Origin of the sequence: Paenibacillus whitsoniae (assembly GCF_003955665.1) — a bacterium.
GTDB classification, from domain to species: Bacteria; Bacillota; Bacilli; order Paenibacillales; family NBRC-103111; genus Paenibacillus_E; species Paenibacillus_E whitsoniae.
Genome location: NZ_RXHU01000015.1, coordinates 322,779 through 347,435 on the forward strand (window position 1 = coordinate 322,779; position 24,657 = coordinate 347,435).

Genomic DNA, 24,657 nt, shown 5'->3' on the forward strand with positions numbered 1-24,657 from the left:
GTTATTTCCCCTCTTTGCGAGATTGATCACGATACTGTGTCGGTGTAAGTCCCACATTTCCTTTAAACAATTTATTAAAATACGAATGCTGATACCCTACTCGTTCGGCCACCTCATTAATTTTAAGCTCCGTGCCAAGAAGCAGTTCCTTCGCCCTGTCTATCCGCAGTTGAAGCAGATAGTCAACAAAGTTGACGCCCATGATCTGCTTAAATGAACGACTGAGTGTATACGGGCTGGCGGAGAGTTGATCTGCACAGATCTCCAATGAAAGCTCCTCGGCGTAGTGCACTTTTAGAAAGGCTACAGCCCGTTCAATTAATTGACGCGAATGGATACGCTGCGTGCGTTCAAACTCCTCCAGGAATGGCATAATGACTTGCCCCTTGAACCATCTGGCGATGGCCGCGGCTTCCCTGATGCCAAGCAATTCTTCAAACTGACGACCTTCCGTCAGCAGTGGGTGCTGTTCCAACCCCATCTCAATAAACAAGTGCCGCACGCTGCCAAGAAGTTGAAACATGGACTGTTGAACGAGCATCTCGCGCTCCGCCTCTGCTTGAACTGCTGCCAAGAAAGCGTCAAATTTGGCGTAAACCTCTTCGGCAAGCCCCAGTCTCATCACGTGAAGCAATTCCCGCTCCAAAGCAAACGGATAACCAATCTGCGAATGGGAGGGACGTGAGAATTCTTCCATATCCATGATCTGATGATCGGCAAGCCTGTCCCGATAGCGTGCCGTTAATCTCGCCTGTTCAAACAATTCCGGGATATCACTTGCCCGATCCGTCACTCGGCTAATGATAATGGTCACTTGAAGGCCGAGTATCTTTCGTACCGTTGCGACTAATTCTCCTGTAAATTCATGCAGCAGATCTCGGACGCCGCTCCTTCCCGTTGACTCCGGAAACAATCCCATCAGCCCCACGGACAAATCCAGAAAATTAATCACATTCGACTGCTGCCATCTCAATCGTGCCAACTCTTCCGTTATGTTGGAAGCCGCGAAGCTGATCAGCTCATGATCGTCCTCTTGAAATCGTCCTGTCTGCGCACCCAGACCAGATAACTGAATGAATACGATTGCAAATAACTTGTCTTGCGTATCCCAACCAAGTTGCTCCATGCGGTCTCGTAGGCCCGCTTCGTCATATGCGTACAGGTGACCCTGTACATGCTGGAGCAGAAAGCCTTCTCGCAAGGAAGGCAGGGATCGCTTCAGCTTCTCTTGCAAGGACAATCTTTCTTGCGTAAGCTGCCCCCATTCCCGCTCGATGTACGCAAGCTCATACTTGACTTGCTCCTCATGAGCATCTACGCTGGGGTCCCCGGAATTCGCTGATCGAAACAGCTGAACTAGCTGGCGAATGGGACGATACAAACGATTCGATGCGAACCAGGCAAGCACACAAGCCACAATCAGCCCCAACACGCTGATAGACAAAATCCACTTTGCCGTCTGCACGACCGGCTTGGCCAACTGCGAAAGCGGAGTTGCCGTCACATAGACCCATTGTGCCTTGGTCACTTCACCGTAGGAGATCAGATACTTCTCTCCCCGCCATTTATAGGTAAAAGAGGAAGAGGCCATCTGACCTTCTTTTTCCAATACAAGCTTGCTCAACTGATCATAGAGCTGGGTTTCGCTTTCGTTCAGCGTCAGAGGAGGTACCGATTCTCCGGTCTTGCGCATTAAAAAGGCATAGCTCCCCGTCTCTGTATTCGCCTGACGAATCATACTCTGTATTTCCTGATCGCTCAGGCGGAGAACAAAGGCTCCGAATGGATGATCGGAGTGCCAAGGAAGCTTAAATACAATCGAGACGGGAGATGGCAACATTTGCCCCGGCAATGCCAGATCATAGGCAAAAAACAGACCTTCCCGTTTCCCCAGTAATGAGGCATAGGCTGACGCTTGTGCGGGATTCAAGTAATAAATGCCATCATTGCCGATCAGCGCTTTTTGTGAATGTAAATACAGCCGAGCATCCCCAATCAACAAGTTCGAGCCTCCAACGACAAGCAAGGCCCGCATCATCTCTTGCATGCGGGCAATATTGTTAATAAAATCCAAATGTTCGAGTTCTGTATCGAACATGGAGTTGGCGGACCAACGGCTCATCACCATGGCAATTTGGTCGAATTGTTTATTCATGTTATCCGAGAACTGTTCGAATTTTAACTCGTGTGTACGATAGACTTCCTTCTGCACACGATCAATGCCGATCGCATAACTACTAATACCGATGAAGACAGAGGGAATCGATGTAATCAGCAAAGAAAGAACGAGGCTCTTTCGGAAATACTCGCCTTTTTCCCCTCTAATCCATTTCCATGCCAACCAATTCCTCATCTCGATTCCCCCTGAAGTGTCTTCAATATATGCTATTTTCCGCCATTTGCGTGATACGCTTCGTTAAACTCTTCGAGGATCTTCATATAATTCTTATCCTGTTTAAGTGCTGCTACAAACTGATCCCAATCCGCTAATGTGGCTTTGCCCATAATGACCTTCGTCTTGAGATCCTGAATTTTCTTGCCGTACTCACTGCCCAGCTTGTTGTTCGTTTCAGAGACAAGCCCGGAAAGTGGATATGGTGTGGAAATCGGTTCTGCCACATCAATCAATTTTTTATCGCGAGCAATTTGATCGGCTGTAAGTCCTGCTGTAGCGACATTGGAGTACTTGTCATATTTCATAAAAATGTTCTGCATAAATTGGAAGCTTGGATCCTTTAATGCCGCATCCGTTAGCGTATAGTTCCCATTCTCAAGTTTGAAATGGGTATCCTTCAGCCCATAGTTTGCAAGTTCATGCCCCTCGTCCGACATGCCGTAGTTGAGAAACTCCAGCAGCTTATTCACTTTTGCCTCCGGTACCTTCTTAGGAATGACGAACATACCAAAATGTCCTGTTCCTTTGGCTGCAAATTTTGCACCGGACGGTCCGATTAAGTATGGCATCCATTGCATATCAGGATTGCTTCCTGGCACAATGCTTTTAATATCCTTGATAAAATTGGGCTCCTGGTTTGGTTTATCCGCAAAAATTCCCGCTTTTCCGGAGGACACGAGATCTTTGGCCTGGTTATGCTTTAAGAGAGCAAAATCCTGAGGGATAAGACCTTCCTTATAGGCACGATTAAACCATTCTAACATTTGGCGCATCTCCGGTTCAAAGGTGACGTCAATTAAATTTCCATCTTTCACTTTGTATTTTCCGTTCGAGTTCGTAAATGCGCTTTCAATAAAACCGAATTGTCCCATATCCCCTTCATTGACATAACCGGAAAAACCAACCGTATCCTTTTGACCATCAGGCGCGTTTTCCTTAAATGCCTTCATGACATTATACAGATCGTCAACCGTCTCCGGCATTTTAAGATTTAACTTGTTTAACCAGTCAACCCGGATTAGCGGCTGCGCATTGCCTTCCGTCGGACGCACACGGGGAACCCCGTAGAGCTTTCCTTCAATCTTGGTATTCGCATACGTAATTGCCGGGTATTTCATCAGATTGGGGTAGGCCTTGATCTTCTCCGTCAAATCCCAGAAGGCTCCCTGCTTTGCCATATTTCGAAAAGCGGCGTTGCCAGTGTCAGTGACGAGCATGAGATCAGGAAGATCGCCGGAAGCGAGCGTAACATTGACCTTCTCCCCGAAATTGTTCGGTGTTACCCATGTGATGTTAAGCTTCGTGTTGGTTCTCTTCTCCACTTCCTTCAGAATGACATTGTCCGCAGCAGGCGGCTCCTTCTGATAGAAGATCGACATCATGCTAATCTCGGTTGGCGGACCTGCCGCTGCTGACGCTGCAGGACTACCTGCCGCAGTCGAAGAGGACGCTTGCCCTCCTTGATCCGGGCTTTGTCCGCCGCAAGCTGTAACCGCCAGCATCGCTACGGCAAGCGGCAAGGCGGCCATGCTCATTCTTACGGCGCGCTGTCTCTTGCTATTCATACGTATTTCCTCCCTTTATTCTATGTTCATTATGTCATCATTCCTTCACAGAACCAACCATTGCTCCTTTGGCAAAGTGTTTTTGAAGAAATGGATAGACCAGCAGAATGGGCAGCGTAGAGATAACAACGGCCGCCATTTTCTTGGTTTCAGACGGAATTTCCTGAAGCCCGGTTTCAACGGTATTGACCCCCATCGAGGTCGATGAGTCAATTAACAGATTCTGGAGCAAGATTTGGAGCGGCCATTTCTCATGATCATTAATGAACAGAACCGCGTTAAAGAAGGTGTTCCAGTAGCCCACCGCATAGAACAAACCGAATGCAGCAAGCGACGGAAGTGATAGCGGCAATATAATGCGAAACCACACACTGACATCGTTGCATCCGTCGATTCGCGCCGCTTCCTCCAGACTCGCAGGAACCGAATCAAAAAAACCTTTCATCAGAAGCACATACCACCCGCTCGTCAAGACGGGAATAATGAGCGAGCTTAGATGGTTAATCATCCCTAGATTCTTCACAATCAAGTACCCCGGAATTATGCCCGGGTTGAACAGCGTTGTAAACAATATTGCCATCATCAACAGCTTTCTGCCCTTGAGACGTTTGCGCGAAAGACCGTAAGCCAGCGTTGATGTCACCGCCAGACTGGCCAATGTTCCAACTATAGCGAGATAGCCGCTGACACCGGCAGCCTTCACAAATGCTTTTGTCGACAGAATATACTCATAGGACAACAAGGCCCAGGATTTAGGAAATAGCAGCAGTCCTCCTTGTCGGAACTCGTTCGGCGTTGTAAAGGAAACGACAACAACATAGTAAAAAGGAAAGGCGCAGACAAGACCCACAAGAATTAGAAAGAGTATGTTGAACCCTTTGAACCATCGTTCCCCGGTGCTTTCGTGCAGCTTCACGTTCATTAATAGACGCCCTCCTCTCCAAATTTCTTAGCCAGCCGATTTGCTCCAATGACAAAGATTAACCCGACAACGGATTTAAACAAGCCTACGGCTGTACTAAAACTGAATTGCCCCTGCCGAATCCCAGAGCGATACACATACGTATCAAAGACATCCGCAACTTCGGAAACCGCGCCGTTCATCATTAAGTACACCTGCTCGAAACCGACGTCCATAATATGCCCGATGCGCAAAATTAACAGAACCACGATCACATTGCGAATCGCCGGCAAGGTCACATGCCACATTTGCCGCAAGCGCCCCGCTCCATCCATCCGCGCCGCTTCATAGAGCTGAACATCCACACCCGCAATCGCTGCCAGGAATATGACCGTTCCCCAGCCGACCTCTTTCCAAATCGTCTGAAGCGTCAACAACCACCAGAAATATCGAGGTTCGGTTAGAAAATCAATCTTGATGCCTCCCGCTGCTGCAATCAGTTCATTAATTACCCCGCTCGTCTTGGATAGCATCAGAAAGCTAATGCCCACGATAATAACCCAGGAAAGGAAATGAGGCAGGTAAATAATCGATTGGATCGTTCGCTTAAACCATTCGCGCCGTATTTCATTTAATGACAATGAAACGATAATCGGCAGAGGAAAGAAGAACACGAGGCTCAGCAGATTAATCATCATCGTGTTGCGAAACAGCATCGCGAAATCCGAACCGCGGAAGAGACGCTCGAAATGCTCGAAGCCAACCCAAGGGCTATGTAAGAAGCCCAGATAGGGTGAGTAATCCTGAAAGGCAATCAGCACGCCCCACATGGGAACGTATTTAAACAATACAAAATAAAGAACGCCAGGGAGGATAAGCAGATAGAGAAAAAAGTCCTTCCGCATAGCGGTAAGTGTCGCCTTCATCGTTGTAGTACTCCTTTCTGAGTTGAGTAGCGGCCGTACACCGCTTATGCTTCACAATACGATGTTCCATTTTTGACTGCATTAAAAACATTTTGCCCGCCTCTTAACCGGGCTAGCAAAATCTTGCGCAGACGAAATAGGCTCTTTTGCAAGAGCCTACTTGGTCTGTTTTCGGTATTGAGCTTGTGAACATCCGTGAATGTCAGGGCAGCAAGCAAATCATTCTCGTGAGGAAAAAGCAAAGCGTCTGCCCCAAGCCAAGAGCTTTGGGGGCAGACGCTTTACGCGTATTTCCTTCAAACGATCGCTACAACGTAGCGTTTTCCGCCTTCCGCCAGGAACCCGATGCAGCCGTTCCCTAGCTGAGCGTAAGTCACTTCTTCGCCATCTTGCGTAATCTTGACCTGCTGCTTGGCTAACACTTTGCAAGTCTGCGTGTTTGACGCGTCAATCACCGCTTTGGCCAATGCGCCGTTCTTCCATGCCAACTCCACTCCATAGCCGCCTCTGCCTCGCAGCCCTTTGACATACCCGTCTTTCCAGGCATCGGGCAACGCCGGCAGGAATTCCAAATAATCCTGATGAGATTGCAGCAGCATCTCGGCGATCCCCGCCGTGGCTGCAAAGTTGCCGTCGATTTGGAATGGCGGATGCGCGTCGAACAAATTGGCGTAGACACCGCCTCCCTGACTCATCGGCGCGTCACCCTTGACCAGCGTTAACAAATTTGAGATTAACCGCTCAGCGCGATTGCCGTCTTTGAATCTTGCCCATAAGCCGATTTTCCAGCCAAGGCTCCATCCCGTCCCACCGTCTCCTCTGATTTCAAGCGATGTCCTCGCCGCATCAAAGAGTTCGGGAGCAGACTGCTCCGTAATCAGACGTCCTGGATAAACCCCGATAAGATGAGAGACGTGACGATGATGGACATCTTCCTCCTCGAAATCTTGCGACCATTCCTGCAGCCGGCCGTGCTTGCCGATTTGAAGCGGCAGCAGCCTTTGCTTCGCCTGTGCAAGTGTCATCGCAAAATCTTCATCCTTCTTCAGCTGATCCGCTGCCTGGATACAGTTGTCAAATAATTCACTTATCAACGATAAATCCATGGTCGACGCAGCGCTTACAGCATGCCCCCTGTCGCCAACCACAAATTTTTGCTCGGGCGAGGTCGAAGGCGACGTAATGAGGTACCCCTCTTGGTCTTCAACGAGCCAATCCAAACAAAACAGCGCCGCTTCCTTCATAATGGGGTATGCGGTATCTCGTAAAAATGCGTCATTCCCATTGAAGGCATAATGCTCCCATAAATGCTGCGTTAACCAGACCCCGCCCATCGGCCAGTACGCCCAAACGGGGTCGCCATGACCATAATCGCCGACCGGTGCCGTCTGGGCCCAAAGGTCGGAATTATGATGCGCTACCCATCCCCTGGCCCCATAATTGGTTTCAGCCGTCTTCTTGCCGCTCAATGCCAATCTGCCGATAAAATCAAGGAGCGGTTCATGCAATTCTGCCATATTGCAAGACTCTGCAGGCCAATAGTTCATCTCTGCATTAATATTGAGCGTATAGTTGCTGCTCCACGGCGCCCGCGTTGACTCACTCCATATCCCTTGAAGATTGGCAGGCTGAGTTCCCTGGCGTGAGCTTGCTATCATCAGGTACCGTCCATAATGGAACAGGAGTTCAACCAGCCCCGGATCGCTGCCGCCCCATTCAGCAATCCGCTGATCGGTCGGCATATCCGAGGGGGCTTTGCTTTTTCCAAGCGACAGGGCAACTCTATCAAACAGCTGGCGATGATCGTCAAGATGATCATGACGAATTTCTTCATATCGTTTTCCGCGAACGGCATCGATCGCTTCAGCGGTTCTTTGCATCGGATCACTTTCGCGGCAGCTCGCGCCGATGTTCGGATCAAAGCTTGTCGCCGCATTGAAATATAACGTCGCGCTGGTCGCTCCAATCATGTGCAGACCGCCCGAATCGGCTTTCACCGCTCCGCCTTCCTGCACCACAGCCAATCGGCCATGGAACTTCAATGCTTGGGAAGTCTCTGGATCGCCGTACACAATCGGATTTTCCGTGTAGTAATAGTTGGGCCATACTTGCTCAGGCGCTGTACCGGATATCAGGCATTGATCGGCATCAAAGGACGATTCATAACGAAGAGGACTGTCCAGCCAAGTACGAAAATGAAGCATATTTTCCTTGCTCGACGTTAACCGTACAACAATGACTTGATCGGGATAAGACGCGAATATTTCTCTGGTGTACTGAACGCCGCCAACGTCATACGTGACGGTCACAATGCCCGTTGAAAGGTCCAGCTTACGGCTGTACTTGTGTTTCACATCGCCATGAGCCATTCGGATATGCAAATCGCCGAAAGGCAAATAGGATTGCGTATAGGGACCCATCATGTCCTTGGCTAGCCGATCCGCCTCTTCGTATCTTTCTGCTGCGATCAACTCTCGCACCTTGGGCAAAACTTCTTTCGCCCCCGGGTTGTTCCATTCCTTCGGGTAGCCAGACCAAAGCGTATCTTCATTCAAAGCGATGCGCTCTTTCTCAACACCGCCGAATACCATCGCGCCCAGTCGGCCATTCCCAACAGGAAGCGCCTCTGTCCAATATACGGCAGGAGAATGAAATTGAATGTTCATGGTGATTGGATATCCTCCTCATTCATCAATAACGTAAACGCTTCATCACGGTCACAGAACAGATCACCGTCGACAACGTTGAGCTTGGCAACCTGAATGGACGAGCGGCGCATATCATAACCCGAATCTCCATTATGCCCATGAACACGGCCAGGATGCGTGAAATAAAAGATATATCCCTCTTCTCCTTGTACGACCACATCTGCGTGAAGGCCGATCGTTCCGTCATCCTCACGCTTGCCAGGCTGATCGAGAATGAGGCCGTTTCGTTCCCACGCTTCAAGATCATTCGAGCGGTATACCCCCTGCCCGCGCCACTCGTCTACAATCATCCAGTAATAGCCGCCCAAGCGGAACACATTCGGTCCTTCGTGGCCTCTTTCCGTTATCACCGGCCCAATCGGCTGCCAATCATACAGATCCTTGCTGTCGGCGGCATAGGTATGATTCCACTGCTTGAACCACATTCGAAACGTGCCGTTCGGGAGACGGTACACACAAGCATCGATCACGTTCTCCTCACTAATGCCAAGCGTGGACTGGAAATTCCAGCGAATAAGGTCGGGGCTTGTATAATGCCGAATGCGAGCCTTGCCCGTCCAATCTTGCGGTACGCCGTGGACATACGTGACGTACATATGATAAAGCCCCTCATGCCATATGACTTCAGGCGCCCAGAACGTATTTCTGCCCCATTCTGTTTCGAGTCCTTCCAGGATTCCCCGATATAACCAGGTCGAGCCGCCATCCGATGAAGAAGCAACTCCGAGATCGGTGCCATGCACCCATCCATATTTCGGACCTTCCTGCGTGGCCCGACGGTTCGTATAAATCATCCACCATTCCTTGGCTTGCCGATTCCAAATGACGACGGGATCTGCCGCTCCATCATAGATAGGATCCCTAAACAATGGCGATTTCATCTTTTCTCCACCCCCGACACTTCATACCCAAATTGATCGACATCCACATAACCCTGTTCACTCTCGCAGTTATAGCTGTATAATCCAACTGGATCTCCCCTGTAATGCCCCCATCCCAGCTGATACGCGTCTCCAAAGCTTATGAATTGGTCCCCATCAACGCTATATTCGAACCGGTTGATTCCGTCGAGGTCCCACACAGACCTTAACCAAAGTTTGTTGCCTGTTAATTCAGGACCCCATGCAATCGTTCCCGAATGGTTAAACTTTAGAACCCTTCTACCCTTCTGTTGTTGTACGCCAATCGTACAGTAGGTTTTGGAGTAATGGCAAAGGCCCGCCTCTTGCCCATCTGCCATGCCGCCGATTTCTATTTTTGCCGTAACTGTATTGTGAGCTGTGCGATATGCTCTTTGGGAAAGGACGTTGCAGACCGTAAAAAAATTGTCCTTCTCGATGGGTTTGCAGGCGTATAGACGCATATGGCCGGGCCTTTCGGTTAACGACCATTTGTCGGCTCGCGGCTGGTGGTTCCATTCCCAATACGGTTCGAGCACCTCCCGTTCAAAATCGTCATGGCTGGCAAGAACCGTCACGGAATGTCCATTTATAGGCTTATTGCCGCCCCAGACCATCTCTCCGATTCCATCGCCGTCCGTATCATGGCCAATGATCGGCCATCCTTCCACCCACGTTACAGGCAGCAAGTGAAGCGTTCTCCCTTCCCAGCCGCCTATGCCTTGATGACTGATGAAATACCAATCCCCATCAACGGTCTGAAGTAGACCGCCTTGGTTCGGCTCCCGGTCTACCTCCTGCCCGTGAGTATGGATTAGCTCCTTTTCCTCGTAGGGTCCATAAATATGCGCTGACCTTAACATCATGACGACTCTGACGTCAACGCCTTCTTCACGACGAACCTCGCTGTGGAAAAAATAGTAGGTTCCGTCAATTTTGTAAATCTTATTGGCTTCGCTTCCTTTGTACTGATGAATAATGGTATCAGTGTCATGCAACAGTTCTTTGCCGTCTTCACTTAGTTTAAATAAATGGATATGGTAATTATCGGAAAAATTCGTGGCAACAAAGTAGCCTTGTCCGTCATCATCCCAAAACGGGCAGCCATCATCCCAGCCGCTGACCGCCCAAACCTGATGCAGCGGCTCCCAAGGCCCAGCTGGGTCGGCCGCCGTTCATGAACAAGCCTTCATCCGGCGTGAAAAAATAGACCCAATACCTCCCCTTGTGGAATCTGATCGCGCCTGCCCAGACGCCTCTGCCGTACCGGTTCATGCGATCGTAATTATATTCCGGGCCGATGTTTGTCAAATCGTTCACAACGTGCCCGATCATTCTCCAATTCACGAGATCTTTGGAATGCAGGACCGCCATGCCTGGCGAGCAATGCAGCGTAGAGGAGATCGCGTAGTAATCATCTCCGACCCGAATGACATCCGGATCGCTATAGTCACCTGGCAAGACCGGATTGACATACGTGCCGTCTCCCTGATCTCCCCAAGCTGCCTTCTTTGATAATAAATGGTAGTTTGCTTCCAATGCATATTCATCCTTTCAATTGTGCCACGACGAAACAAAAAAAGGGCCGGTCATAAACATTCGGATTTAAATTCCCGATGACCGGCCCCCATGCAATAGTCAAATCTTATCTATTGGACAACAAATACCTGGCATCCCGCAGTAAGTAGCCTGCGGCTTGCGCTGAGATGTGCTTGCCGCTTTGCGCCTGCACTTCGTTCACGAAATCAGCGAGCTTGTTGGCAGTAAGCTTGCTCTGCAAGCTGTTCGCAATGCCTGCGTTATCGATCCATCCACCAGTCTTAAAGCGCGTTACCAAAGCCTGCAAGGATTCGATGCTGGTCGTAGTCTGGAACGTGATGGTTTGAATGTCCGTATTCCCTGCCAAGTCGCTTGCCGTCACGATAAGCGTGTGCGACCCGAGCGGCAGCGTATAGAGCGGAATGGCTGCTCCTTGCTGCACGGCTTGTTGTTCGCCATACGTACTAAGCGTGACCATCGTCTTGCTGCCGTCAACTCCGGAGAAGTTATCGCTCAGCGTAAGGATCGGCGTGACATCCATGGAATCGGTATACGTACCGTAAACTAAACCGGTAACCGTAATCGTCGGAGCTGTCTTGTCAATCTTCACTGTGACCGATTGGACATCCGTCGTGTTCGTCAGCCGATAGTTAAGCGTATGGACGCCGTCCTGGTCCAGTGTGATCGGAGAAGCATAAGAATGCCATGTGTTCTCGCCATTCAGGGTATATTCCATATTCCCATATGCCGACAACGTTACGGTAACCGGAACCGTATACCATCCGTTCAGCCCATTTGGCGCAGCGGGATTTACGGAAGCCGTTGGCAAATATTGCAGCCCTTCCAAAGCCGACTTCAGGCTTTCTGATGCCGCATCGACCTCCGTCTGCGTTGCATCCGGTTTATTCGATACGCTTGTCGCCGACGTTACGGTATTCTGAAGAACTGCGACGCTGTGCGATGTATACTGGTTAGCGCTAATGGCTGCCGCTTTATCCAGTAGAAGTGTGAGCAGCGTTCGATCCACAATCTTCTCGTAGAATTCCAGTTCACCTACATTCGCAGAGCCGCTAGGCGTATAGTACCGCAAATAACGGTATGCGGTACTGTTGTTAATCACTTGCGAGTACCATTTAAGTTCGGTAATGTTGTTGATTGTATACAAGGTGACAAAATTGGTTCCATCGTTGGAGCCTTGAATCAGCGCGCCATTCATCCGGGAAATTTGGTTGGGTCTTGGTATAAACTTAATTTCACCAATCACTTTGGCGTTACCTGCGCCCAAATCGGCTTGGGCCCAACCCGCGGACGTTTTCGTATCAGGCGAGGTGGTCGTATCCCCGTCAAAAGCGCGCCACCCGTTCGCTGCCGCGTTGGCCGTGCCGTCCCACGAAATGGACGAGGCCATAGCCATCGAAGACGTGATATTGATTTTCTTGTAAATATCTTTAATAGAGACCAGCAGCCCCTGAGCCTGCACCAATTGCTTGAATAACGATGGCTTGTCGGCTCCAGGCTGGTTCAGTGCCGTCTTGATTCGATTGACTTCATTTTGGTATAAGTAGTAGCTCCCTTTGGTATAACCGTCCGGAGGCAGCAAATAACCGGTTACCACGGTAGAGATGCTTCTCGTATCTGCTGTTGTCCCATCCGCCAGCTTCGTTACAGTAAAGACTACGTTCACCAATGTGTCATAATCAGGTTGCGTGATCGTTCCGTCTGTACCGATAATACCCGGAGGCGATGTTGATTTAATCGACAGTGTATACCCTGCCGGAATTTTGGGCATCGCGATGCTCGCTGCATACATGGCCTGGGTCGGTATGCTTGTAATTTTAGATGCAACCATCGCGGCAGAGGCCGTATAATCCCCATAAAATTCAACTTCCGCCACGTCGCCGGACCAAGCGGAGCTATTGTACAGCCTGAGATACCGGTAAGCGTTATGGTCTACGATTTGATCATTGTCCATTACGTACCATGTGTTCGCTAGTGCACCTTTAACGCCGGTAGTTATGTTCGTCCAATTGACATTATCGTTAGAGCCTTGAATAACCATGCCATTCAATCTTGCAGGGAACGATGCTCTTGGCATGAGCACAGCTTCATCCAGCTTAACAGTCACACCTTCACCGAAATCTATCGTGTAATAGGAACCGGAGGCGGTATTCAAATCACCGAAAGATGACGTACTGCCGTCAAACAGCAAGGAACCTACCTGATCCGCCGACAAACCATTGCCAGGCCACTGTTTATCCGAAGCAGTAACTTTAGCCAGCATGGGAACATTGATGTACTTGGGGCTGGTAATGAACAGCTCGCTGCCATCGGTAGAACCGAATGTGGTGTCGCCATTTGTTCCGTCATTCTTTTGGTAGTCTACGCTAAAATGAAGATAGCCGGCAGGAACATTTCCGGCCATCGTTGCCACGGCCGTCCAGTTGATGTTGTCTGTCGTGGTGACCGTCGCATCAATGCCTTGAATGCTGACCTTTACATTCTGGATGGGTTCCTTGGCTTTAATCGTTACTTTTGCCGTGTCCCCCGCGGAAATTTTGCCGTTGATGCTTTGATCCGAACTGATCGATACGGTGTCTAACTTGTTGCCAATTTCATAACGCGTGCCATAGACGTCAAAGTCTGTCATTTCCAAGAGATTCACCACTTCACCATAAAGAACGGCAGGCAGCGGTTGAATCATTTCCAATTTGATATAACGGTATTTCTCATTTTGGCGTGCGGGATCCACATCAAGGGTTTGGTAAGCTTGCGTATACTGGGTGACCCCAGGTGTCAGTCGTGTCCAGTTCAGCTTATCATTCGATCCATATACCGTTGAGTTGGCGAGACGATCTACGAAGATATTGGTAAGGAATCCAAACTTGGTAGCTGAAACTTTATAATCAGGACCGAAATCCAGCAAGTGGTACAAATGCGGTGCTGACCCCAGCGCGAGACCATACCCAGAGCCGGTTAAATTCGTACCATCGTCCATATTAGAGGCTAATGAACCCCAGGAGGACCACGCGACAACCTTCGACCAACGCATGCCGTAATTAGTTAAAGGCGTCACCAATGTCAGCCCCTCGGTTGCAGCCCTTAACGCTTGCAATTGCTTATCAAAATCCACTTCGGACGCCGTGTTCATCTGGCTCAACGTGTTGGTATAAACCGTTTGGAAAAGGCCCAGCGTAGCTTCCACGTATACTTGGTTAGGATCATAGGAAGCAATAATAGCTTGCACGGCGGAAGCACGGTCGCTGCTTACGATGATGTTTACATTTTTGACCGAAACCGTCGTGCCGTCCGTAGCTGCAACGACAACGGTATAGTTTCCAGCCTCTGTAGGGTGCCAGGAAAGTGCGCCAGTCTGTGTATCGAGGGGAAGTCCCTTGGCATTATTCTGAAGTTCATACGTTATCACATCCGTGCTGCTTGCATCTGTAGCAGACAAATCCACGTTCACGAACGCGCCTACATAGGTATAAATTTTTAAATCCGAGCTTCCGGATTTAAATACCGGCGGTGTCAGATTCGTACCTGCTGCTGCATCAACAAAGTCCAAATCGACCGTAATGCCAGGCGTTCCTTTTACCTTCATATAAACAATATTGTCAAACGTTCCTGAGAGGTACACATATTTCCACTCTCCCTTTGTATTCGGAAGCGTGAAGGTCGAACCAAACGCATCCAATGTGGCGACCCCATTGGTTCGAATCTTGAATCCAAACGGGCCAGAACCCGCAGCCCCTGCAAAACTGAGGGCAGCTATTTGACTTCCTTCTTGCGTTGCATGAAATCGGATGAAGCCGGTATCTCCCTCTTGCATAGTAGCCGTATTGCTGTCAAGCTTCGTGAACCGGTCTTCCAATTGCAGGATTTTGCCGCTTGTTTTATCCTGAGGAATAAACTTTGCTGCATCAGCCTCGGCCTCCGCTGGCAAATAGAGCCAGAAGTCATTGCCTGCATCCTTGTTGGCCCACATACCGGGCGTTGACGGCTGCTTCTTGGTGAAGGCTTCATAATAATAGGGAGCAAGCTGGGACACATCTTGATGTTTGACATACGTATAGTAGGAATAAAAATCCCAAAAGTTAGCCGTGTCAAACCTGCCTCTGTACCCCGGTGAAACAAAATTATAAGTGTCTCTGATATATCCGCCCATGCCAACGTTATCAGGATCGCCACCGGTGATTGCGTAAGCCTGTGGTGTCCATGGCGTGTCATAACCGAGCATAAACTGCCAGAAATAGTTGGCTGCCGCTAACAGTCGATGATTCAGAAACTCCATGATATCTACGGCATTGTCCGCTGTAGACGGGGTTCCGGCTACCGGGTCGATACGGGTACCCTGGGCATGGATCAGACGGGTTATGATCGCCGCATTGGTTAAGTCACCGCCGCCGTGGGCTTGGTCTCTGCCCATCTCCATATGCTGGACGTGGGGTTCTACCGGCGTTCCCTCTCCGACTTTGGTTCCCGGTTTTTCCTCCTCCGTTACCCACCGGAACAACGCCTTAATGGCTCCGTTAAAGCCTTGATCTTTAGCAGTACGGTTAACGGTAAACCATTCCACGGACTCGTTATATCTGTCCCTGTTGCCAGTGAAAATATAACCGGCCATAGCGCCCAGGATCGGATAATTATGCTGGTTCATAAAATGATTTTGATCATGCAGCAAGGTTTCCGTGACCGGAATGATCAGATGATTGGTAAAATCAGCTGTATCTTGATCCGTCCAAGCCAGTGATGCTGTTTGAGTGCTCGTATATCTTAAAATCTCCGCCGCCATAACCATTCGGTTAAGAGGAACGCCCGCATGAATATGCGCATCAGTATAGTACGCATATTTCGCAGGGTCCATCTTCTCCCAAACACGGATGATCATCATCGCATTGGCACGGTATACATCGTCACCGGTCAAATAATACATGACCGCCTGGGCATAGGCCTTTACGGCATCAGCAATAAACCTTCCTTCAATCCCCTGACTGTTAAAATAATCGGCGCTTGGTGTCTTGCCATCACTGCTGTTGCTGGAGGAGATCGTCCTTGAAGCTTCAGGTGCTGGAAGCAGCATCGTATTAAAATAGTACGTCCAAGGCTGCGCTCCCGCCCTTATTTTCGACCTAAGGTTCTCCAGGAGCTCCTTCGTGAGTCCTACACCAGGATGGATAAAGCCTTCCTCATCGGTTACCTGCGTAATCGCCGGCAAATAATCTGTAAAGACCGAAGCTGGTTCAGCCTTAACGGTAACCGGTAAAGCGGATAAACAAATCTGTGCGATCATGAGGATGGTTGCAAGAACAGTTAACACTTTTCCCTTTTTTTGCATGTGCAATCTCCCTTCGTTTGGTGAGCCTTTCCACTTCGAAAGTCTGATCATCGGTCGACAGTTTATGATTCCTGGCGAAACTGGATGCCTTGCGCATGTTCATTGATGTCAAAGTTCCCTTGTTCTGCATCTAAAATCAATTCGCCGTTTATACGCAGATTGATGAAGGTGATCCCGACGATGGATCGTTCCTGGTTAAATCCGTATATGCGATTTTTATTTTCATTTTTACCGTTATACGTCACGTTCCGAAATGTAACATGCTCAACCCGCTTACCCGGCACAGGATTGTATTTCTCGTTCCATACCACCCGGATGTCTACCAGCTGGCCCAATTCAAAATTCTCCACGCGGATATCCTCATAACGAACGTTCCTCACGGTGTTATTATCGCCGACGTTAATATTCATCGCCCCCCAATAATTGGGCTGAGGCTCATGGTGCTCCAAAATATCGATATTGGAGAAATGGATGCTCTGAATCAGGTCGCCTCCCCGACGATAGTCTCCGTGCCCCCCTACATTAAGCGCATGGGCTACATCGGCCCAAAGAACAGAGTCTCGAACGCTTACGAAGCCCGTATCTCCTCGGTAGTCCCAGCGGCTTCCGTAAATAGCAATGCAATCATCGGACGTTCGTAGAAATACATCCTCGATCTCGATATGCGAGCTAGCCATCATGTCAATGCCGTCGGACCAGCCACGCGTGCTGAAGGATTTGAAGTTGCGGATCCGGATATGTTCGGACTTGCCAATGTAAATACTGTAATGCGGCGGATCGAGCAGCACGATTCCTTCCACCGAAATATGGTGCGAGAAGAGGATCCGGACGCCTCGGAAAGCCGAGAACCGGTGGAAGTCGGATAAGTACAGTATCCCTCTTCCGCGAATCGTGACATCCTGCACATGATCACAAACGAGTGAACCTACAACAATGGCGCCACCGGCGATATAGACGGTTTTCCCCGACGGAATGCGAAAGATCGTCTCTTCCAAATAATGCATGCCCGGCCCAAAATAAATCACTTCCGGCGCCGCGCCACCAGGCTGCAGCGGACTGTTCGCCAAACGATCGATATCCTCCATGCGATGGATGGCAGGCTTCAGAAACAGCACATTCGAAGCGTCAGGTTCCGGCGAATCCTCCTCCAGAGGATTGGCAAAGAGATGAAGATTGCCAAACCGATCTCCGTTCACTTCTAATGACAGTTTGCATGGTTCATTCAGACGGAAGGTAACCGCCGCTCCATCCACCTCGTATGGAATTTGCTTCGAGAGCGGGCGAATGACCGCTTGATGAACGGAGCCCTTTCGGCTCACGACCCTAACCTCCACCGTTCCTTCCATGTCAAAATAAGCCATTGAAGCCTGTCTGACATTGTGCATGTCCACCTTCGCTTCATATACGAAGAGCGGCTGCCAGTTCTCCCCAGGAATTCGGACGCTAACATCGAAATCGTCTTGTCCCACCGCCCCTTCGGGAGCCTGCCAAAGCTTTATGAGGCTCATTGTTATATTCCCCCTTTGCATACAACTACTATCGCAAAGCAGCGGGGGATTGAATAGTTTAAAAAACGGCAAATTCAACAATATGAAGCTTATGTACAACTTTAAAACCTTCAAAATGTTTAATTTTTGACTACTTCCCGCCGGCATCCAGATAAGCTTGCACCTGTCTAACGACCTCTTGCCGAATCGTGTCCAAACCTAAGGCGCGCCACTTCTTGTTTTGTTCCCGCGCATAATCCTTCCACTCCTTGACCATGCCGGTCATAAGCAAATCGGATGCTTGCAGCATCAAGGGTTTGACCTTGGCGATTTCAGTCGCGACAGACGCGGAATTAAAAATAAATCCCGATAACGGAAGCTGATAATAGCTGCCATTGTCCCTTGCCCATTTCATGTAAGCCAGCGTCTTCGGATCGTTATCCGTTAGGATGCGCGACATGGTTGAATGATTGGTCAGTTCATAGCCCGGAAAGCGGTAATTGGGTGAATCGGCAGTCAGCTTATAGCCGGCCTCTCCATCCTTAACCCAATGCTCGCCTTCAATCCCAAGCTCGAACAAATCGTGATTCTCTTGACGGCTAAACAGCCAGTCCAGAAACTTCATCGTACGATCCGTATTTTTAGATGTCACAGGTATAACCAGACTGTTATTGGCCCAAAACGTAGTTCCGATTGACGCTGACTGCATATCGCGTTGAGCCTGACTGCCAAGAAGGAACGGCTCGTAATCCGCATGAGCGTCAACCCGCTGCAAATCTTGCCTAAGTCTGGCAATCCCGGATAGGGTCGTGTCGGCTTGTGAAGCAGCCTTTCTTATGTCTAGAGCAATTTCCGCTTCTGACGATAGTGGATTCAGATTGTTGTATTTTCGAAATTGAACCCGGGTCCCAAAATGTCCGTAAATGGCATCATGGGAGTTAAAAGGAGCTGGAAAGTCAGCAAATTCCGAGTCAGGGTCGCCGATGGTTGCAGCATCAATGACTTTCTTGCCATCCTTGGACAACGCCACACTAAATGGAATGCCGCCCGTAAACGAATCCGACATCATCGGAGCCAATCGAATGTCATTGTGTCCTTTGGCATCAGGCAATCCTAATCGGAAAATGCCCCTGCTGCCGATCGTTGCCGGAATGTCATCCGGATATTGCTGAAGGACTTTATCGTAAAAAGCCGTCAAGTCATCCATCGTTTCGAGCGGTTTCATGCCTAACGACTCCCGGATATCCTTGCGGATCGCAATTACCGGCGGGTCGTAATAGGCATCGAACAAAGGAATGGTATAGATATGACCGTTGATTTTATTGGAATCCAGCATTTCCTTCGGAAATGCTTTTTTTAGACCCGGATAATGATCGTTGTTAAAGTACTTATCCAGCTGTTGGTAATAGCCCATGCTCACATTATTGAATAAATGTTTGGTCCAAGGTGCATCGAACATCAGATCGACGGGCTCCCCGGTGGACATTCTTAACATCATTTTTTGTTCATTCTCCATGTAGGGACTAAACTCGAATTGAAGCGCGGTGTTCAAAGTGTCATGCGTCATTTGGTCAAACTTTTGCAATATCCTGTCCATGTCCATAGGTCTTTCTCCAAACAGCATCACTTTTAATTTGACGGGATCGGGAATCTCCGCCGCCATAGATGGGGTTCCTGGCAAACTTGATCCACGGTTTGGGCTAATCGCATTTTCCCGACAAGCGGACAGGAACAAAGTCATGCCCAGGACGATAGCCAGGCAAGTACCTCGTGTGAATCTTTTCATATGTCTCCCCCTGTCATTTGCAAACTTTTCGCTGATTGACCTTGACTTCACTCCAGCAATAAGGTTTCCAGCTTATGTTCCCTACGGTAATGGTCAGGCGTCATGCCCACATGCTTTTTGAATAACACATAGAAATAGTTTGTATTCTCAAAGCCTACGTTTTCGCCGATCTTCCTTGCGGGGTCATCTGTAATTACCAATAGCTCCTTGGCTTTCTCCAAGCGGAGTGCCGTAAGATATTCGGATACGGAAAGACTCATTTCCTCTTTGAATAATCGTCTCATGTAATTGGTGGACAGCCCCACGAATTGAGACATCCGATCAACCGAGAGATTATAATCCAAATAGTTCTCCTTCATGTACTCCACCATGGCGGCAACGGTTTTACTATTTTTCGATTTGAATTCCTGATCACGAAGCTTAACGATCATTTGACATAGATTTATGTACCATACTTCCATCTGTTCCAATGTGTCCAGGCGCAATAATTCTTGCTGGCACGTATGAATCTCGAGGCTATTGTCCGGCTGCTCAAAGCTTGACATGCTCTTGGCTACGCGGATTGTCATAATCAGCAGCTGGATGAGGGAATGGATAATCACGTCATAGGTGAATGCCATCATCTCAGCAAAAAATTCAGAGGTGTATTCCTTAAGGGTCTCCATATCCCCAGCTTTAAGGCTGGTCATGATTTGCTTCTCCAACGAATCCGGATACTCATACTCTCTGGATTCCACCGCGATCAGATCATCGAATGACAAGATGCTGTTTGTCCCAAAGATTAAACGGTATAGGACAGTTTGATAAGCACTATCCCTGGAATCACGCAATTGCTCCATGCTGTGCGCTACGGGCCCAATCCCTATCGTAACCGTCATTTTCAAAAAACTTCTTATGTTGGATTGTATGTCGGCAAATAGGCTCCTCAAAACACCTGTATGCGCTTCCACATTGTCGCTGTCGCTGCCAAGATTGAATACGAAATCGATCGAGTCGTATCCATTCTCAATAATTTCCAATTTAAAGGTGTTGCCGACGATCTCTTGACTGATATTCTGAATGGCGAATTTGAATAGCGATAGATCAACCATATCATATTTCCTCGAAACATCATGAAACCCGTCGATTTTAAGCACACAAACCACAAACTGATCCCCTGCCGAACCAATCTGCAACTTCTCCATCGCTCTTTTCACTTCCTGGTTATGATTCACGATGCCATTAAGGACCGATCGAAGAAGACTTTGTCTGCGCGCGGGTACCGACTGATTGAAATCCGTTTGCAAGGTCTCCACTTTTCCTTCCAATAACGAGAAAGACTTGTTAATCAAATCATATTCGTTCAAGCTAGCTTTCTCTTTCGTCTCGGTTGTTGCTTTAATTCTAATCAGGAGTTTAGAGATCGGGATATAAATGATTCTTGTAAAAAGAGCTGATGTAATTGAAATTAACAGAATACAAACCAAAGTTAGCGCTAATATGAAGTTCTGCAGCGTATGAACTTTCCCTAACATTTCATTTTTTTCTGAGAATACAACGAAATTCCAGCCTAGATTATCCGACTTCACATAAGAAACGCGATATGATTTTCCTTGGATCGTTTCATCCATCTCTCCTCGTATATTGTTGGAACGAACAATCGTGGAGAGGATTCCTTGAGTTGAGGCGTCACCAGAAGACCAACCCGTCGGCTCAGAAATGATGTGACCTTGATAGTTAATGATCATCATCTTGTTCAGTCTTGCATCGTTGCCTTTCAAAATTAGCGACTGAAGCACCTTTTGATCTAAGTTTAAGACCATGCTGTTCTGTGCTTTTCCTGGTTCAATTCTTGTATAAATAATTGAAATGTAGTCCTGCTTGGTCAACTTGTTCGAATCCTTTGAAAAGGATAAGGTTGCCGTTCGCGGAATAAATAATCCGTTCCTTGTTATATCCCCCACCTTCAGTAAATCGGTCATCCCCTTATCATAAAAATCATCAATCGTGCTAAATGCTTTGGCCGAATTGAAGACTACGCCGGCATGATAGTTGTAAACATAAATCGAAGATACTAATGGATTGGTATTTCTAAATCCCCCTAGCTGGCTGTTAATGTCGTAGATTTCATTGGTACTAAAGGAGGTCCCGTTCAACGCTTTAGCGATATATTCATTATTCAGATAAAGCTGAGAGTAATAGTTGTAGGTAAAGGAAAGCAGAATATCCGCCGTATTATACGTTTGATTCATCATTCTCGTTGAGGTTTCCACAATTTCCTCTGTCATATTCGATGAGACTCTTTTAAGCACCAAATAGGAAAAGCAGCTTATAAATAAGAAGCCGATCAACACATACGAAAGGATGATTTTAAACAACATATTTTTTTTCCGAAACACAGTCATGACATTTCTCATGTTCACGCCACCTAACAGATGAATTCATTTGTATTGTTATTATATCCTCAAACATCATCTTCGTGGAGTAAGATCGCTGTTTGAATATCAACAAACTGTTTAAATTCGATTGAAGGCCAACAAAAAATGCCTGCATAGACCTAAGTCTACACAGGCATTGCCTTCATTTACTTCTTTTGAGCAAGGAAGCTATTGATTTGATTCTTCAATTCTTCTTTAATTTTATCTACACCCGAAGCCTTCAAATCGGCATTCATCTTCGACAAGCTTTCATTGATATCGCCGAAGCCGGACAATAGGAACGGCAGATACTTCTGAACAACCGTGTTGCATTTGGCAATTTCATTTTTTACAGGCTCTTGATCAAATGTAAATCCGGCCAGGACATTTTTCTTATACGTTTCCGGTTTAAATTGATAGTCATAATATTTCTTGAGTTGATCCGGCAATCCCGCTGGGATTCTGTTTAATGTTGGATTCCATGTCAATTGGTAACCTGGAAACAGGTAATTTTTCGCCGGATCGACGCCGTCCGGAACTTTCCACTGATTCGTGCCTACAGGCTGCCAGTTGGTACCTTCAATACCATATGTGAACAAATCATTGTTCTCCTGCTTGGAGAAAATCCAATCCAGGAATTCCATGGTTCTGTCAATCTTCTTGGAAGAAGCCGGTATGGCAAGGAAATTCCACGCTTTACCATCGGTAGATTGCTTTCCAGGTGCCATTTCTTGATTGTTCTTAAAGATCGGCCAGAAACCAAGCTCGGCATTCGGTACCTTTGCTTTAATTCCGGCTTCTGTTCCCATGAAATTACTCAAGGTTACGAACCCGGCAGCAGTTTGTTTACCTGTTCCCGTCGTTGCCGTCAGTGTATCTGCCGGGATAAATTTATTAAACCGCTTTGCTTGATTAAACTCGTTCATCAGATAATCCAAGCCGTATTTGGGATTAATTTTCGCCCATTCCGATGCCGGATCTCCATAAGCCGCTATACCAGCAACAGATTTTCCATCCTCTGCGATTTGGGCATAAAGATAATTCGCTTTAGGATTGCCACCGCCAGTAAATGGGAATACCTTTCCTTCCAACTGTTGCGCATTGATATCGGTAAATAATTTAAAGAAAGCCATATTTCCATAGTTCGCAAAAGGGACCATGTCTTTTTCATTTTGGCTTACTTTGTCAAGGAAGTTATATAAATCGTCATAACTGCCGATTTCCTTCATGCCGTACTTCGTTAACAGGTCTTTTCTGTAGTATACACCTTCCATATCCATAAACGCGTTTGTAACCGGAATGACATAGGTTTTGCCAAAGATCTTGTTGTCATTGATATATTCGGGCGAGAACGCCTTTTGAAGTCCGGGATATTTAGGATTGTTAAAGTATTTGCTCAAATCCGCCAATGCGCCGTCTTTCGCGTTTTTATCCTTATCCCACGGGACAAAGAGGTCGAAATCCTCTCCCGCTGTCAGCCATAATTGTTGCTTTGTCCCATAGTCGGCAGGCGGCGTCCAGGTAAGATTCAAGGTCGTATTCAGGGTATCCTTTGTCCGTTTCTCAAACTCTTTAACGGCGGGATCGACAGCGCGATAGTGCGCATTTTCAGCACCGAACAGACGAACGTTGAGTGTAACCGGGTCTTTGCTTTTGGCAGGCGCAGCACTTCCTGCAGTCGAAGCGCTTTCGGTCGATTTGCTTTCTTCCTTACTGCATCCAACGATTGATGCAGCAAGCAATGTTATAGCAAGCGGCACCACGAATAACTTTTTTTTCATCTTTTTTTCCTCCCTAATCATCATATATCTATACTAAAACCGCTGGTGGCGGGTTCAGCCCTTCACAGCTCCAACCACTAAACCTTTGACAAAGTACTTTTGCAGAAAAGGATAAATGAAGATGATAGGGCCTACCGTGACTACGGCAGTGGCCATTTTGGCCGTATTCGTCGGCACGACATAATTAAGCGTAACCCCGGGCAATTCGTTTACTTGATTCGCAAAGTCCACTTCTCTCAATACCTTCATGATCAGATATTGCAGAGAGAATAAATCTTTATCGTTAATATAAAGTGTGGCTGTGAACCATTCGTTCCAGAAAGCGAGTCCGTAAAACAATCCGATCGTTGCCAGTGCAGGCTTTGCTAACGGCAGGATGATTTTGAATAAAATATAGATGTCATTAGCTCCATCCATTTTGGCGGACTCAGCCAGTGATTCCGGGATTTGCTTGAAAAAATTTCTTAACAAAAACATATTGAACGGGTTAACCATCACAGGCAGGATATAAACTAAAATATTGTCCGTTAAGTTTAAATATTTTGTGATGAGGAGATAAGTTGGTATTAAGCCTCCGTTAAACAACATCGTAAAATAGACGAAAAAAGCAATCTTGTTTCTGTGTGTAAAGGTTTTTACCGAAAGAGCATAGGCCATCGCACTCGTAAGGATCAGGCAAAGCACCGTACCCAAAACGGTGAAAATGATCGTTGTCTTGTAAGCATTAAATATGGCATTGTCCTGGAATATGACCCTGTAGGCAAACAATGATATTTCTTTGGGAATGAGAACGAAGCCAGTCATTTGTACCGCTTTTTCGTCTGATACGGAGCTGGATAGAATAAGGATAAAAGGCAAAATGCAAAACAAAGAAAAGATCGTCATAAACAGATAAGAAAAAATATCTATGCCTTTTCCCTCAAGGCTTTTATTCATGTA

The 24,657-nt window shown here is 47.7% G+C and carries 14 protein-coding genes; all 14 read right to left on the reverse strand.

The genetic code is table 11. The annotated features are described in order from the left end of the window. Position 1 precedes the first annotated feature (1 nt). The 14 genes from EJQ19_RS05980 to EJQ19_RS06040 all read right to left on the reverse strand — a co-directional run bounded on the left by EJQ19_RS05980 (position 2) and on the right by EJQ19_RS06040 (position 24,654). Complete coding sequence (locus tag EJQ19_RS05980; protein ID WP_126140277.1) at positions 2–2,353, reverse strand: helix-turn-helix domain-containing protein; 2,352 nt, start codon at positions 2,351–2,353, stop codon at positions 2–4. A gap of 32 nt (positions 2,354–2,385) precedes the next feature. Beyond that, positions 2,386–3,960, reverse strand: coding sequence for an extracellular solute-binding protein (locus tag EJQ19_RS05985; protein WP_241242750.1), 1,575 nt, complete (start codon positions 3,958–3,960; stop codon positions 2,386–2,388). A 37-nt stretch (positions 3,961–3,997) separates the two neighbouring features. After that, on the reverse strand, positions 3,998–4,882 hold the full coding sequence (locus EJQ19_RS05990) for a carbohydrate ABC transporter permease (protein ID WP_126140278.1): 885 nt from the start codon (positions 4,880–4,882) through the stop codon (positions 3,998–4,000). Next, a complete protein-coding gene (locus EJQ19_RS05995) occupies positions 4,882–5,787 on the reverse strand; it encodes an ABC transporter permease (protein WP_241242751.1) in 906 nt (301 codons plus the stop codon). The genes EJQ19_RS05990 and EJQ19_RS05995 overlap by 1 nt, the downstream gene beginning before the upstream one ends. 296 nt (positions 5,788–6,083) lie before the next feature. Next, a complete protein-coding gene (locus EJQ19_RS06000) occupies positions 6,084–8,453 on the reverse strand; it encodes a glycoside hydrolase family 95 protein (RefSeq protein ID WP_126140279.1) in 2,370 nt (789 codons plus the stop codon). Continuing rightward, complete coding sequence (locus EJQ19_RS06005; RefSeq protein ID WP_126140280.1) at positions 8,450–9,376, reverse strand: glycoside hydrolase family protein; 927 nt, start codon at positions 9,374–9,376, stop codon at positions 8,450–8,452. The genes EJQ19_RS06000 and EJQ19_RS06005 overlap by 4 nt, the downstream gene beginning before the upstream one ends. After that, positions 9,373–10,536: a glycoside hydrolase family 43 protein gene (locus EJQ19_RS32780; RefSeq protein WP_277600925.1), complete on the reverse strand. Its 1,164-nt coding sequence runs from the start codon at positions 10,534–10,536 to the stop codon at positions 9,373–9,375. Before EJQ19_RS32780 ends, EJQ19_RS06005 begins: the two co-directional genes overlap by 4 nt. Beyond that, a complete protein-coding gene (locus EJQ19_RS32785) occupies positions 10,502–10,933 on the reverse strand; it encodes a family 43 glycosylhydrolase (RefSeq protein WP_206438371.1) in 432 nt (143 codons plus the stop codon). The genes EJQ19_RS32780 and EJQ19_RS32785 overlap by 35 nt, the downstream gene beginning before the upstream one ends. A gap of 106 nt (positions 10,934–11,039) precedes the next feature. Continuing rightward, a complete protein-coding gene (locus tag EJQ19_RS06015; RefSeq protein WP_126140281.1) occupies positions 11,040–16,268 on the reverse strand; it encodes a discoidin domain-containing protein in 5,229 nt (1,742 codons plus the stop codon). A 62-nt stretch (positions 16,269–16,330) separates the two neighbouring features. Beyond that, entirely contained in the window at positions 16,331–17,776 is a 1,446-nt protein-coding gene (locus EJQ19_RS06020; protein WP_126140282.1) for a glycosyl hydrolase family 28 protein, read from the reverse strand. A 130-nt stretch (positions 17,777–17,906) separates the two neighbouring features. After that, positions 17,907–19,541, reverse strand: coding sequence for an extracellular solute-binding protein (locus EJQ19_RS06025; RefSeq protein WP_126140283.1), 1,635 nt, complete (start codon positions 19,539–19,541; stop codon positions 17,907–17,909). A gap of 47 nt (positions 19,542–19,588) precedes the next feature. Continuing rightward, a complete protein-coding gene (locus tag EJQ19_RS06030; protein WP_126140284.1) occupies positions 19,589–21,937 on the reverse strand; it encodes an AraC family transcriptional regulator in 2,349 nt (782 codons plus the stop codon). Positions 21,938–22,104: 167 nt separating this feature from the next. Then, positions 22,105–23,718, reverse strand: a complete 1,614-nt coding sequence (locus EJQ19_RS06035) for an ABC transporter substrate-binding protein (RefSeq protein WP_126140285.1) — start codon at positions 23,716–23,718, stop codon at positions 22,105–22,107. A 54-nt stretch (positions 23,719–23,772) separates the two neighbouring features. Continuing rightward, complete coding sequence (locus EJQ19_RS06040; protein ID WP_126140286.1) at positions 23,773–24,654, reverse strand: carbohydrate ABC transporter permease; 882 nt, start codon at positions 24,652–24,654, stop codon at positions 23,773–23,775. Positions 24,655–24,657: the final 3 nt, after the last annotated feature.

Bases quoted from the DNA above. Each gene is read 5' to 3' on its own strand.
- EJQ19_RS06025 (WP_126140283.1), bottom strand. From the start codon at position 19,541: ATGAAAAGATTCACACGAGGTACTTGCCTGGCTATCGTCCTGGGCATG.
- EJQ19_RS05985 (WP_241242750.1), bottom strand. From the start codon at position 3,960: ATGAATAGCAAGAGACAGCGCGCCGTAAGAATGAGCATGGCCGCCTTG.
- EJQ19_RS06020 (WP_126140282.1), bottom strand. From the start codon at position 17,776: ATGAGCCTCATAAAGCTTTGGCAGGCTCCCGAAGGGGCGGTGGGACAA.
- EJQ19_RS05990 (WP_126140278.1), bottom strand. From the start codon at position 4,882: ATGAACGTGAAGCTGCACGAAAGCACCGGGGAACGATGGTTCAAAGGG.
- EJQ19_RS06015 (WP_126140281.1), bottom strand. From the start codon at position 16,268: ATGCAAAAAAAGGGAAAAGTGTTAACTGTTCTTGCAACCATCCTCATG.
- EJQ19_RS06030 (WP_126140284.1), bottom strand. From the start codon at position 21,937: ATGAGAAATGTCATGACTGTGTTTCGGAAAAAAAATATGTTGTTTAAA.
- EJQ19_RS05995 (WP_241242751.1), bottom strand. From the start codon at position 5,787: ATGAAGGCGACACTTACCGCTATGCGGAAGGACTTTTTTCTCTATCTG.
- EJQ19_RS06005 (WP_126140280.1), bottom strand. From the start codon at position 9,376: ATGAAATCGCCATTGTTTAGGGATCCTATCTATGATGGAGCGGCAGAT.
- EJQ19_RS06000 (WP_126140279.1), bottom strand. From the start codon at position 8,453: ATGAACATTCAATTTCATTCTCCTGCCGTATATTGGACAGAGGCGCTT.
- EJQ19_RS06035 (WP_126140285.1), bottom strand. From the start codon at position 23,718: ATGAAAAAAAAGTTATTCGTGGTGCCGCTTGCTATAACATTGCTTGCT.
- EJQ19_RS05980 (WP_126140277.1), bottom strand. From the start codon at position 2,353: ATGAGGAATTGGTTGGCATGGAAATGGATTAGAGGGGAAAAAGGCGAG.
- EJQ19_RS06040 (WP_126140286.1), bottom strand. From the start codon at position 24,654: ATGAATAAAAGCCTTGAGGGAAAAGGCATAGATATTTTTTCTTATCTG.